General features: G+C 67.3%; 6 protein-coding genes. 2 read left to right on the forward strand and 4 right to left on the reverse strand.

Features of this window, described 5'->3' with window-relative positions:
• Positions 1-71 precede the first annotated feature (71 nt).
• Entirely contained in the window at positions 72-1,916 is a 1,845-nt protein-coding gene (locus AB0I04_RS37685) for an AAA family ATPase (protein WP_360895982.1), read from the reverse strand.
• A 151-nt stretch (positions 1,917-2,067) separates the two neighbouring features.
• On the opposite strand from AB0I04_RS37685, the gene AB0I04_RS37690 reads away from it, so the two are divergent.
• Positions 2,068-4,584 (forward strand): ATP-binding protein, encoded by a 2,517-nt coding sequence (locus AB0I04_RS37690; protein WP_360895985.1) that lies wholly within the window; start codon positions 2,068-2,070, stop codon positions 4,582-4,584.
• 101 nt (positions 4,585-4,685) lie between these two features.
• A complete protein-coding gene (locus AB0I04_RS37695) occupies positions 4,686-8,546 on the forward strand; it encodes a hypothetical protein (RefSeq protein WP_360895988.1) in 3,861 nt (1,286 codons plus the stop codon).
• A 119-nt stretch (positions 8,547-8,665) separates the two neighbouring features.
• On the opposite strand, the gene AB0I04_RS37700 is transcribed toward AB0I04_RS37695, so the two are convergent.
• The 3 genes from AB0I04_RS37700 to AB0I04_RS37710 form a co-directional block, all read right to left on the reverse strand.
• Entirely contained in the window at positions 8,666-9,145 is a 480-nt protein-coding gene (locus tag AB0I04_RS37700; RefSeq protein WP_360895991.1) for a hypothetical protein, read from the reverse strand.
• A gap of 166 nt (positions 9,146-9,311) precedes the next feature.
• On the reverse strand, positions 9,312-12,980 hold the full coding sequence (locus AB0I04_RS37705; RefSeq protein ID WP_360895994.1) for a C40 family peptidase: 3,669 nt from the start codon (positions 12,978-12,980) through the stop codon (positions 9,312-9,314).
• Positions 12,981-13,121: 141 nt separating this feature from the next.
• Positions 13,122-13,763, reverse strand: coding sequence for a hypothetical protein (locus tag AB0I04_RS37710; protein ID WP_360895997.1), 642 nt, complete (start codon positions 13,761-13,763; stop codon positions 13,122-13,124).
• Positions 13,764-13,800 lie beyond the last annotated feature (37 nt).

Raw genomic sequence — 13,800 nt, forward strand, 5'->3', positions numbered from 1 at the left:
GAGCCGTCTTGTGAAGCTGACATAGGGGTGGGTCCTTCCGAGGAGAGAGGCGCCCGTCCGGCGCCAACCGGTCATTTGAATGTCAGGCCCAGGATCTTCTTGACCCGGTTCGCCACGGTGTTCGCCGACGACCCGATCGGTGCCGTACCGAAGACCGGGTCCTCGGTGAGGACCTGGAGGATGCTGCGGAGAGTGGCGTCCAATTCCGGGTCCGCGTGGAGCACGATCGGTTGATGATTGTTCGCTGTGCGCATCCATTCGTGATCTTCGGGGATCATTCCGGCGAATCGCCAGCCCGGCAACAGATCCATGACGTCCTCCGGACTGCAGTCCACGTCGACTCGGGCCCGGTTCAGGAGCAGCGACAGTTTCTCCGGAGCGACTCCGCCTCCCCGGGAGTGCCGTGACATGGTGATCGCCCTGAGCCAGGACTGGACGCCCTCGAGCGTCACCCTGCTGGGCTCGACCGGAACGAGGACGGCGTCGGCCTCTGGGAGGATCAGGTCGGAGAAGGTGACGTGGTACAGCTCGGCCACCGGCGTGTCGATGAACACGAAGTCGAACGCCTTGCGCAGCACGGTGAGGATCCGCTGATACTGCATCGAGTTGACCAGAGAAGGGTCGGCGTTGATGGCCTCCGGAGGGCCGAGTAGGGCGTAGAGGTCGGTTTGCGGCACGCGGGCGAGATGGTTTCTTATGGTGTCGGCCGAAATGCCGCCAGATGTTCGGAGCAGATCCATGACCGTCGGTGATTTGACGTTCAGGTAACGTGCGACGTCCGCCTGCTGGAAATTCGTGTCCACCAGCACCACCGACCCGGCACGGCCCACCGACTGGAGGATCCTCGCCGCGTGGATCGCCAGGTTGACGATCACGCTGGTCTTGCCCACCCCGCCCTTCGCGGAGGCGACCGCGATGACGCGGCCACGCTTGGCGACGGTAGGAGTGGCCGCCGCTGGCAGGTCCCCGGTCGCAGCCTGCGGGCGGATCCAGCCGTTCGAGGTCGGAGCGGAAACGCCCTGGGGCGGACCGGCCAGGGCCGGTTGGGGCTGGACGGCCTGCGGCGGGCCCCCCCGAACCGCCGGTGGCCGGTCGGCCGGTGGGGCCATCCAGGCCGTCTGTGGCGGAACGGCCTGGAGAGGGGCGGCCGGGATCGCCTGAGGTGAGACAGGCCAGGGCGCTGCGGGCGGAGCCGGCGGCGTCCCATGCGCGGGCGGAACGGCCTGGGGAGGGGCGGCCGGGATCGCCTGAGGTGAAATAGGCCAGGGCGCTGCGGGCGGAGCCGGCGGCGTCCCATGCGCGGGCGGAGCCGCCAGGGGAGATGGACCCCGCGGTGCCCCCGCCGCTGAGGCCCATTCGGCCTGTGCCTGCGGATGCGTGTGTGGCTGCGCCTGCGGCGGCCACACCTGGGACTGTGCGGCCGGCTGGGGGGACGGGCTGTGGCTCGGTGTCCGGGGCGCCGGCGGAGTCGCCTGTCGCACGGCGCCCGCGGGGGATGCGGGCTCGGGCCGGCGCGGTGGTTCCGGCCGGGGACGCGGCGCCGGTTCTGGTGCGGGCGCGGCGTCCCCTGCGCCGAGTGCCGCCAGCAGTTTCGACATGACCAGTTTGCGATCGGTGACCTGCACCTCGGGGCCGAAGGAATCGCCACGTTCTGCGAAGTAGCCGTGGACGAGCACGGTGAACCCGTTGCCGGCGAGGCTGTTGGCCAGGATCTCCACGCCCGCTTCCGGCATGTCCTCGACGAAGCCGGGTGCGAACATGAACGCCGCCGGGGGGACGACCTCTCCTCTCCTGGAGAGATGACGAAGCTCCTTCGCGGAGGTGACGTCGAACACCGCGGGGAATCTCCGGGTCTCCCGCAGCTTCCGCCCGATGCCCGCGTCCCCCGCCACGACGACGGTCGGTGCGGTAGCCATCACACTGTCCTCAGTTGCGCTGCTTTGATCATCGGCCCGGCGATCGAACGCGGTCCTTGAGTCGGACTGTGCGGATACCGGCGGCTGCCGCCAGTGGTAGTTGCCGGACTGTCTGCCGGAGAGCTTCACACGATCCGGGAGATGACCCCGCATGCCCAGCCTCAAAGGGACGCTTCAACGACTGACCGGGACCAGCAGGGCAGGCCGGTCGGATGCCGATACCGCCACCATGTGGACGACCCCGTACGCGTGGCGGACCACTGACGGCACCTACGTCGGCTACAACGGCGAGGTCTGGATGTACCGCACGATGCCGTTGTCACCCATGAAGTGGGAGGACCCGGAGGAACAACTGTCGCTGGCATCGCCGCTCGCGCAGCTTCTCGGCGATCTGGGCGGGACGTCGCGGCAACCGATCGGGGGTCTGGCGACCCTGTCCAGCAACCGTAACGTTCACATCGTGTCGATCAGCTGGGACGACCTCGTGGTCCCGCCGGAGGAGAACACCGAGAACCTGCGCGCCTACCAGGCCGGCGCCTTCGGCTTCCTGGCGCCCAAGCGCGCGCTCTTCGTCGGTGTTCACCTCCGTTCGTCGCTGCTGGAGAAGGCGACCAAGAGCGCGAGCCGGAGCTCGATAGTGAAGAACCTGACCGAGCTGCTCAAGGAGACCATCAGCGAGGACGTGCCGAAGCTGGACTCCTACCAGAAGGACATCGAACTCGTCACCGCGATCTTCGACCGGAGCAAAGCGGAGGTTCCGACCCGGCAGGAGCTGGACCAGCTCGAGGCCTGGTACAGCCTCGGGAACGGCCCGGACGCGGTGATCGAAGAGCTGCCCACCCGACTCGTCGTGAACGGCGTCGGCGAGCTGGAGATGGCCGCCATCATGCGCTTCGACCAGCCGGTGATGCCCTCGCCGTACGCCCAATGGGCGATGGACGCGATCAGTCATCCCGGTGACGCGCCTCACGTCATCTCGATCCGGGCCGAGCTCGAACCGGCGAACCTGACGCGGGCGCGGGCCCGCCGGGCGCAGCGCCGGATCATCGCCAACATGGAAGAGGAGCAGAAGACCCAGGACCTCGAAAAGGTGGAGCTCTCCGAGACCTTCCAACAGGCCAAGGAGATCGAGGACTACCTGGCGGGCTCCAACCAGCCGATGCTGGCGAACTGCAGTTTCGTCATGGCGCGGGAGGTCACCGAGGAGACCGAGACCTATCTGGACTTCCTCAGCCAGAACTACGGGATCCAGATGAAGGCCTTGGAGCACCGGCAGATCCAGGCACTGGAGGAAACGCTGCCGTGCTCGTCCATACGGGTCAATCCGTTCCTGCAGGACGTCAACGTGCCGATGGTCTCGCACGCCGGCCTGCAGTCGTTCTCCCGGCTCGGGGACGACGCCGGGGTCTTCGGCGGCGTCATCGACCCGGACGGGACGCCCTTCTTCATCGACCCGCTGGGCGCCCCACGGAAGAACCTGCCGCCGGTGTTCGGGATCTTCGGGGACCCGGGCAGTGGAAAGACGTTCTTCGCCCAGTCCATTGCCGTTCAGTCCGTGTTGAACGGCCTTCCGGCCATCTTCGTCAACCCGAAGGGCGGCGACTCGCTGTACGGCATGGTCGACTACGCCCAAAGCCTCGGCGTGCCGAGTGGGCGGGTGTCCATGTCGGCGCTGGAGGACAGCCCCGGCGCCTTCGACCCGTTCCGGTATGCGCCACCGACCATCGCGGCGGAGATCGCCAACGTCCACATCCTGTCCGCCCTGGACGACTTCCGGGACGGCCTGTCGCTGCAGGAACGGCTGGCGCTGGGCTCCGGGCTGAAGCGCGGGGCGCTGAACGGGGCGCGGTGCGTGTGGGAGGCGCTGGAGTACATCCCCGGGGAGGACGCCGACCGGTTGCGAAGCCTCATCGAGCAGCAGATGGAGGCGTCCTCCATGTTCTCCCTCGGCATCGCGCTCAAACCGCTGCCCAGACTCGACATGACGACGCAGCGGCTGACCCTGGTCGACTTCGACCGTGATCTCGGCCTTCCCGAGGGGAAGACCGCGAGCGAGTACTCGGTCTCCGAACGGATCGCGCTGGCCGCCGTACGGCTGGTGATCCGGGCGTCGCTGGAGATCCTCATCGCCAACCGGGCCGGTGTCCTGATCGTCGACGAGGCGTGGACCTTCCTGTCGCAACCGGAGGGCCTGGCGTCGCTGCAGCGGATCTCCCGTGAGGGCCGATCCCTCAACATCCTCCCGGTCTTCCTCACCCAACGGATCGCCGACGTGGTGACCAAGGACCTGGAGTCCTACCTCAGCCGCGTGATGGTCCTGAAGCTGACCGAGAAGAAGGAGGCGGAGACGGCCGTACGACTGTGCGGGCTGCGCCCCACCCCGCAGCGGCTGGCGGAGATCCGCGAGTTCGGCCCACTGCCGCCGGAGGGCGACCGGCCCGCCCGCTGGGCCCGCGGCATCTTCCGTGATCTGGCGGGTCAGCACGCGCAGGTCGTGCTCGGTCCCACGCCACCGGACGCCGCAGCGGCGTACAGCACGAACCCGCTGGACCGCCGCAAGCGCGAAGAGCGGCGCCTGACACGGGAGGAGGCGGAGCGCGCCGAGCATGAAGCCGCAGTGGCCGCCGCCGGGACCGAGGAGGGAACCGATCCATGGCTCGTCGGCTGAGCTCGCGTGCCGAACGGCCTCGCTCCGGACCACCGCGCCGGGCACGGGACACGGCCGCGAAGGTGCGTCGGCCCGGGAAGTCGCGGGGTGCCGCCGAGAAGGTGCGCTCCGGGCCGCATCGCGGATATCAGCTCCTGGCGTGGTTCTTCGTCGTCACGGTGGTCTGCGGGCTGGCGCTGCTGACCGGTAACGGCTTTGGACTCGGGGGACACCCACGGCCGTCCGTGACCGCCGCATCGCCGTCCGGATCGCCCGCGACTTCCGTGAGTACGGCCACGGGATCACGGGCCGGTTCGACGACGGCGGCGTCCGTCGCCTCGGACGTGGACGGTCAGGTGCTGGCGGCGCCGCCGGATGCCGGGAACGGCGTCAGTACGACCGGCATGTGCCAGAAGTACAAGGAGAAGAGAGACTTTCTGCCGCTGAACCGGTGGACGTCTTTCAGCCTGTTCACCGTGGACAACGCCTGGATCATGAAGACCCGGCTGTTCGTCTCGATGATCGCCAGTCTGCTGTTCATGGGTGCGGGCCTGATCTGGCAGCTGATCGGCACGCTCATGGGCTTCGGTTACACCTTCGACATGGTGTGCTGGGCGGCGCCGGGGATCAACACCGGCGTACACGACCTCTCGATGTGGGCGTCGTGGTTCCTCATCCCAGTCTGGCTGTTCGTCCTGACGGCGGTGATCAAACGCTGGAACGGCGGAAAGAACGGCCCGGCGTCGGCAATGCGCCTGCTCATGGTGTTCCTGACGGCCACCGGCATGATCTTCTTCATCAGCGACCAATCCGCCGAGCACATGGACGACCCGACGGCGAAGTACACCGTGCCGTGGATGGCCAAGACGGTGCAGGGCTGGTTCGGCGAGATGTCGAGCTCACTGACCAAACTGACGGAACTGGGGAGCAACGGCGCGACGGCATTCTACGACAGTGATCCCGCCACAGCCGGACCCGTGAGCTGCGTGGCGCTTGACAACACCCTCTACGACCAATACGGCAAAGACAACCTCGACACTGAGATGGGTGACGGCGTCGGGGGCATGCAGCAGGTCAGCAAGATCGAGGAAATCACGCTGGACAGCGCCTGGATGAAAGCTCAGTTCGGCGACGGGGACAAGGACTATCCCAGCCCCGCTAAGGCCGCCTGCCGTGATCTTGAGGCGCGCTCCAACGTATCCGTGCAGGAGAAGCTGACAGCCTACGACCTGTCGACGGGGAACCAACCGGGCACCACGACCGAGAACATGAACCGTGGGTACTCGATCGCGCCTCAGGACAACGAGCAGGTGATCATGGTCGCCTGGGGCGCCTGCAAGGCCGCCCCCAACGGGCGCCACAGCAATGGCGACAATGGCACCATCCCGCAGTGGGACCAGGCCAGCGGTATAACCGGAAAATCAGAAGCCTGTAGCGTGCTCTACAGCGAGGACGCGGTCAAGGGCCTGGGAAGCTGGAACGGAGCGCCGGCCGGCGCAGCCAATTCGCGAAACATCATCACGCTGAACCAGTTCTATTTCAACGGCAAGGACGAACTGAACAAGGCCTTCGGTGACTGCATAGCGTCCCCGAAGGATGAAGTCGCCAAGGCCTGCCGGGCCGACTGGGACTTCGTCAGCGGTTGGCTCGGCGCCAACCAGGCCGAACGCATCACCCAAGGGCTGCTGTCCATCATCATCGCCTTCGTCTTCCTACGTGTCCTCGGTCCGATGGCGATCGGCCTGACGATGGCCAGTGTGTCACTGGCCGCTCTCTGCATGATCCTGCCGCTGCTATTGCTCATGTTCGCCGCGGGAGCGGAGGGCGGGAAGAAAGGGCTCAAGGTCGCCGGGGCGGCGGCTGGGGCGAAGGCCGTCTTCACCTTGGGGATGACGTTCCTGACCGGGTTCATCGCCCTGTCCTATTCGGTGGTTCAATCCTCCGTCGCCACTCCGACGCCCAACTTCTTCCAGCAGGTGCTGGAAGCCGGCACCCCCTTGGCCGCGCTCATCCTGTTCAAGAAGGGCGCCAAGCTGCTCGGGCTCGGGGACATCTCCAAGATGACCGGGGCACTGGGCTTCGCCGGCGCCGCGATGTTGAGGGCCACCGGCGACAAGCGCCTGCACCGAGGCGCGGCGGACCGCATCTCCCACGGGCTCGGCCGGATCGGCGTCGGGAACAAGCGGCTGAGCGCGCTCGACGAGAAGTCACTGCAGCGCCGGATGTTGAACAACAAGGCCACGCGTGCGGCTGCCGAAGCCGTCGGAAAGGGAGCGAAACATGTGACGCGTAAGCCCAGGGCATGGGCCCGCGACCAGTACAAGGCCGGAGAAGCATGGGCCCGCGACCAGTACAAGGCCGGACGAAGCGGGGTGAAACGCGGGCGGGACAATCTTCTTCAGTGGGCCAAGTCGCAATCGCCTGCAAGGCGGGCCGCGGCCTACGCGACGTTGGCAGGCGCCGGATTCGCCTCGACCGCGGCGGGCGGAATGGGAGCCTTGGCTCTTCCGGTCATGTTGGGTGCGGGCACTGCCGCCCTGGGCAAAACGGCGCAGTTGGTGCGTGGACGTCTGGAGCCGCTTGGGCCTTTGAAGAACGCCATGCGGATGTTCCAGTGGCTCGAGAACCCTTCCGAGTATGCAAAGGGATCGGCGGCCGGGATCGTGACGACCAAGAACGCCGGTTTGGCCAAGGTGCAAGCTGATGATCACCATCGCAATATCATCAGGGTGAGGAACTCTGCTCGGCATCGGATGCTGGTCACGGACTACGTCAACGACGGGCTCGACAAATCAGTTGCAAGGCTATGGGGCGCCGGGCATTGGGACGGTCTCAACACCACCTTCAAAGGGCTTCCCACCGAAGAAGCCAGGAATGCAGCGGCTCGCGAGCAGGCAGCGAAGATGGGCCTCGCGCCCGACCGGGTGATGGCCGGCAGCCATGGCTTGGTGGCCCCCATCCTGGTGCACTTTGACAAACACGCCGGGCAACGGCGGATCGATCCTGACACGACCGTCGAGCAGGCAGGCCTGGCTTTCAATTGGCTGCCCGAGCATATGCTGCGGCGCGGAGTCAATAAGACCAACGATCAGTGGATCGCAGACGGGTATGCAATGTTGCGGGAATGTGGCTATATCACCGATAACGGAAAACAGGTCGATGCGTTCGCCGCAGCGGGGCTCGATACGAGCGATCCCAAGGTGCGGGAGCGGGTGGCCGCATGGATCGCGGGACGCCAGGACGACGAGCTGGTGGACAAGGTCACCATAAAGGCCCGCCGGCCATTGGACGTCGCCATGTGGGCCAGCCGCGACTGGGTTGATGATCATGTGATCATGCTGGACCAGCGGACCGATATCGAGGCCCAGGAGGCGATGAGGAGCGCCCGTAACGAGATCATCGACCTCGGGAAGAACACGGTGGAATTGCCGAGCGGAGCGGCCGCCACGGCCGAGGAGGCCCTGATCGAACTAAATCAAAAGATCGATGCCATGAAGAGCAACGACTTGCCCCGTGCCCAGGGCATCGAGGAGTTGGCCAAGGTGATCCGGGATGTGGTCGACTCCTCCTCATCCGCACGCAACGCCTGGCAGGTCTGGGCGCACATGTACGATTCGGCGACAGATCTGGATGACGTCGACGCGGTGAAAGAGCAGATCGACCGGCTCAACGCCACGATGCGGGCTCGCAAGGAGGAATGGCACGACGAGTTGGAGAAACTGCTCGGCGGTATCTACCGGATGCCCCGCAGTGACGACAGTGCGGCGAGATTGGACGAGGTCCTCGAAGAGCTCAAGAACAAGATTAATAACCGATGGGCCGATGAGGAGTGGGACAACCGAGACGTCATGCACAAAGTCGACGACATTGAGCGACTGCTTGACATGCAAATCGCGAGAATGGCGGCCGACCAGCGCACTTCGTCGAATCGCGTGCCGAAGCTCCGGGACATGCTGGACCAGATGTTCCATCGGTCGAGTTGACCACCCGCCATTCCGTTAGGCCCTGCAGTGCCCACTGCCGGAGCCGGACATGGGACCGGCCTCCTCCCGTAGCGGGTGGAGGCCGGTGGTGTTGACGGCAGTCCCTGCCGGGAAGGCGGTCACTTGGTGGTCGTCCCCGAAGCGTTCGCCGACTTCGGGTAGCCGGACGCGAGGGTCAGGTCATGTTCCTCAACGTGCCCGTCGCCGTTGGTCAGGTGAAGCGTCCGGCCATGGAGCTGGGCTTCGATCGACCACGACCCGGTGCCGTCGTTCGGTACACCCGTCCCGGTGAACGCGCTTCCTTGCCGCGTCCCCGTGAACTGGTAGGCCCGGTCCTCACGGACCCACTGGTGGGTCCGGTCGCTCATGACCTCGACCCAGCTCTCGCCGGTGAGGTCGGCTCCATCGACCGTCCAGTCGATGACCTCGCACTGGGTGTTCTCGGGCGTGCATGCCCGGAACACGTATTCGATCGGCCGACCGTGCGGCTTGTCCTGCCGGCCCGAACCGCCGGAACCGGAGACCATCACGATCACCACCACGAGGGCGACGACGGCGACGATGGCGCCGGGGATCCAGATTCGCTTGCCCTTGAGCATCTCAACACTTCCTTTTCATAAGGACGCGCAAGGGCTCGAATTGTCATCCGGCCCTCGCGTGTCGTCGTGATTGACGCCACCGTTGGGTACCGGATGGCTCTTTTTTGTTCGTGGTGGAATTATTTCACATCTTGCTGGCATTGATCCAGTCGGTCCAGGACGCTTTTCACTGGGTCACCCGCCCGCCGGTGACGAACACGTCGCGATACCAGCCCTGCGTGATGTCGGAGATCTTGACGACGTCACCGGTGTGCGGAGCGTGGATCATCTTTCCGCCGCCGATATAGATGCCGACATGGCCCCAGTCGTGCATCGCGATGAGGTCGCCCGGCTGTAGATCGCTGTAGGAGACGCGCTGGACGTGCGAGTTCTCCCATTGGGTGGGGACGTAATGCGCCAGGGTCACCTGTCCGCCGGTCGCGTTGTACACCGCGTAGAGCGTGAGGCCGGAACAGTCGAAGCCGGGCTTGCCGCTGCCGTTCGAGTTGTCGCCGACGGTGGGCCCGTGGATGTCTCCGCCACCGAACTGGTAGGGCAGTCCGATCCACTTGCTGGCCCAGGCGACGATGCGCTCGCCGAGCGTTCCGCTGAGGTTGCCGAGCGTCGGCGGCCCTCCCCCGGGCACCCCCCCTGGCGGCGGGGGCGCGTTCCCCGCGGACCCGTTCGCAAGCGAGCCGATGAGCTTGCCGGCGCTGTCGAACGGGGGGATGACGCCGCCGAAGAACCACGCGTAGTCGATGGCGACCTGTGAAACAGGCAGCATGGACCCGTCCGACGTGCCGGTGATCGACCATGCCTCGGTCGCGTCCTCGGCGGCCGGTGCGTTGATGTCGTTGTACGGGCGTGGCGCCAGCCGGGGGATGACCAGCGGGTCTTGGCCCACGACCGGGTCCGTCGGCTTCACGGCGCGGTCTGCGGCCTGGTAGTAGTCGCCCAGGCCGGTCAGGGCGTCCGCGTCCGCCGCGTTGCCGCCCGCCAGACTGGTGGCGAGGTCGGCGAGTTCGCCGCTGAACCCCGGTGACCAGGAGCCGACCATACACGCGGGGTCGATCGCCGGGTCGGCGATCTTGTTCGTGGTCTCCAGGGTGGACAGCTTCTGCCGCCAGGTGTCCAGATCCTTTTCGTCGGGCGGGCTCTTCAGCGCCGCGAACTCCGTCGCGAGCGGTGCGAGCTTGTTCAGGAAGGCCGTCATCACCTTCGTGCATGCCTCGGACGCGTCGAGCGATGTGCTCGGGCCGACGAGCGAGAAGATGCCGAGGTCCTTGCCCATCGCGATGCTCAGCGCCTGCCAACCGCCGGCCATCGGCTGGAAGTCGCCCTTTGCCTTGTCCCGTTTCTCCGGGGGGACCCCCTCGCCGGCGAGCACGAGTTTCGCGGCGCCCTCGATGTTCTTCTCAACGTCGCACCGGTCGGCGACTCCGGCCTTGGCGGCCTCCTCCGGTGTCATTGGGAAGATGCCCTGGCGGTCGTTCGACTTGTCGTCGCACTTGTCGGTTTTCCAGTTGCTGGCGGCGTAGCTGACTGCTACGGCCTCGTTGATAAGGGTCTGTTCCGCGGCGGACCGGTCCTCCTCAACGGTGTAGGTGAACTTGCCGTTCACGGACTGGCCGCCGGTGACCAGATACAGCTCCGGCATGCGGGCGACCTCGCAGTGCCAGATCGAGATGATCTTGAAGTTGATCGACCAGGGCTTCTTGGGGTCGTCCGGCGGCGGCACGGCGCACGGCTCGGCCGGTTTCGAGGCGCGGTCCATGAACATGCCGGAGGCCTCGATGACCTTGCTCCAGTACTTGCGGGCGTTCTCCTGGTCCTGCGCCGACCCGTTGGGCACCCACGGAGGACTGGACGGATCGCCGTGCACTTGTTGCGCCCAGTAGCTGAGCTTCTGGGCGACGAAGTAGGAGGAGTCGCACGGGTTCTGCGGATCGAGGTGCTCGTGCCGCATGGCGCCGGCCATGTCCGGGGTGAGCAGGTACGGTCCGACTCCCTGGGCGTCCTTACCGCCGATGGACGGGCTCGGGTTGCCCACCGCACAGCCGTCGGCCAGCACCCCCTCGCCGGTGCCCGCTCGATCGGCGGCGCCCGTCGGGGCGTACCGGCCGGCGGTGGCCGTGACGGCCTTCAGATCCGCGGCGGCCGCCGTGGCGACGTTCGAGGCGGAAGAGGCCGCCGAGGGGGCGGCGGCGACCGTGGCGGCGTGGGGCCCCATGTCGGCCGGGCGCACGGTGGTGGCGTCCGGTCCCGTGTGGAACGTCGCCGGCTGCTGCCCTGCGGTGGCGGGGTATTTCTTGGAGATCTCCTGCATCTTGTTCATCACGTCGTCGACGTAGCCCCAGCCCGTCGGGTTGACGTCGCAGGCCGCCGGGCACGCGCCCCACTTCCCCGGTGACGTCGCCCAGTCATCGGAGCCGGTGAAGTGCTTGATCGCCACTCCCTGCCACATGTGGAACTTCTTCCAGCTCGCGAGGAAGTCGTTCCTCGCTCGCTGGTCCTGGATGCTCGGCGGCGCGTCGCAGGCGGTGTCCCATTTGCCTTCGTAGTGGTTCCATGTGCTGGGCATGTACTGGTAGGCGCCGCAGGCGGCGTCCCGGCTCCCCGCGTTGTAGTCGCCGCTCGACTCGTGCATGCGCATGGCCCACATGAACCAACCGAGTTGGTGGCTGAGGTCGCCGGCGGGGGGACCGGGGTGATCGGGCGAGGCGGACGTCGACTCACCCGATCCGCTGACCCCCTGGATCGGCCCCGGCCCCGCGCCCGACGTGATGCCGACCGAGGTGTCGTCCGGCCCCCCGGATCCACCGCCCGGAGTGATCTGCGGGGCGGTGCGGCCGGGATCGCGGTCGACATTGTCGTACGGGCTGTAGCGTGCGAAATCGGTCTGGGTCGCGACGATGCCGGCCAGGACCGTCCAGGGCACGGTGGCGTAGTCGGGCTCACCTCCGGAGGCCGCGCGGTCGGCGGCCTGCTCTAGCATCTGTTGCCATTTGCCGGGAAAGTACTTGGCGGCCGCGGCGTTCGACTTGTCGTCCGGCTGGGTCGGCTTGTCGTCGTCGTCGGAGAAGCCTGCCGCGCCCATGGCCATGGGAAGCAGGAGCAGCAGGGCGAGCGGGATCCCGCCAGCGACGATGGCCACCTTGAACCTGCCGCCTCCGGACCCGGTTCCCGACCCGGACGCGTCCGCCGTGTCTTTGCCTTTGCCGCCTTCCTTGCCTTTGCGACCGCCGTCTCCGAGGAGCCCGTTCTTGAACGACTTCGGCAACATCCGTCCGAGTGGCGTCTTGTTAAGGCCCTTGCGGAGCGCGGCGTTGCCCATCTTGGTGTCGGCGAGGCGGCTCAGCGCCTGTCCGACGGGGTGCTTCCGGGCGGCCCTGCGGGCCGCCTGTCCTGCTCGGTGACCGGCCCTTTCCTTGGGGGTGCCTCCCTCGGGCATGGACGGCAGGCGGTTCCCGGCCCCGCCTGCCTTCGATCCCGATCCGCCGGCCTTGCCCGCGAGTCCCTTGGGTGATCCCTTGCCCGCGCCGCCGCCATCAGCCGCGGAGTCGCTCGCCGGCCTGGCCGTGTTCGGCCCTGCCGGGTTCCTGAGCGGGTTGGTGCGGCCCCCGCCGGAGCCGCCGTTCCCGCCCCCGAACTCCGGTTCGGAATCCGACGGCCCGGAGTTGCCGCCTCCGGGGGGAGCATGGTCGTTGATGAGATCGCGGGCGCTCGGCGGCGGGCCCGCGGCCGCGCGTGGGTCATGGCCGGGCGGCGCGCCCGGTTCATCGGTCTCCGGCGGCGGGCCTTCGGACGGCCCGGCCGGGACGGGGGGCTGAGGGGGGCTGTTGCCGGCCTCGTTCACGCGGCGCCTCGCTGAGGGTCTGCGATCGGATCGCGGGCGGGGGGGATTGACTGAAGATGACCGTCCGGCGAGGCGATCACGGGGCAACGCGTCTCTCGGACGGGCGCACGTGCCCGCTACTGCGCGCGGACGGCGTGTCTGCTATCCCGCATGGATCGCGTAGCCGGACTGGTCACTTTCCACCGCGATCCGGTACTGGTAGGCCTTGTCCGGCGCACCGTGGGTGATCGTCGCGCTGAAGAGGTACTGAGCGTTCCCGGTGATCGCGGGATCGGTGACGGTCAGCTGCCCGACGGAGCCCTGCGGTGTCCTGCGGGCCTTGGGAGGCCTGGCACGGCCGATGAAAGGGATGCCGGTCCAGTCGCCGGTGGCCGCGGCCTTCGCGGCAGCCAGGGCGACGTTCCGCGCGCCGGCCGGGACCACGGCCGTCCCGCCACCGGCCTTCGGCACCTGGACCGCCGCCGTGGAGGCGAAGTCCTCGGTCGGCCCTCCCTGCGCGGGACTGCTCGCGTCCGGGGTGGGCGTGCCGGCCGCGGATCCGCCCGAGGCGGAGGGCGTGGCGTACGGGTTGATCTTCTGTACCGAGTAGGCCGGCGGCTGCGTCGCGTCGGGCGTGTCGGTGGACCCACCTGGATCCAGCAGTGCGCTGATCAGAAGCATCCCGCCGATTCCGGCGAGCCCGACCCACACCGCGAGGTTCCACCATTCGGGCAGCTCGGCGCGGTGCCACGGGCGGCGGCGCCGATTGAACCCTTCGCGGACGTAGTCGGTCATCTTCGGCATGTCGTTGACTGTCGCCTTCGATGGCCGGTGGGCAACA

Origin of the sequence: Actinoallomurus sp. NPDC050550 (assembly GCF_040655075.1) — a bacterium.
In the GTDB taxonomy this organism is placed as follows: Bacteria; Actinomycetota; Actinomycetes; order Streptosporangiales; family Streptosporangiaceae; genus Actinoallomurus.

Excerpts from the sequence above, each read along its gene's own strand:
- AB0I04_RS37685 (WP_360895982.1), bottom strand. The coding sequence starts at position 1,916 with ATGGCTACCGCACCGACCGTCGTCGTGGCGGGGGACGCGGGCATCGGG.
- AB0I04_RS37690 (WP_360895985.1), top strand. The coding sequence starts at position 2,068 with ATGCCCAGCCTCAAAGGGACGCTTCAACGACTGACCGGGACCAGCAGG.
- AB0I04_RS37700 (WP_360895991.1), bottom strand. The coding sequence starts at position 9,145 with ATGCTCAAGGGCAAGCGAATCTGGATCCCCGGCGCCATCGTCGCCGTC.
- AB0I04_RS37710 (WP_360895997.1), bottom strand. The coding sequence starts at position 13,763 with ATGCCGAAGATGACCGACTACGTCCGCGAAGGGTTCAATCGGCGCCGC.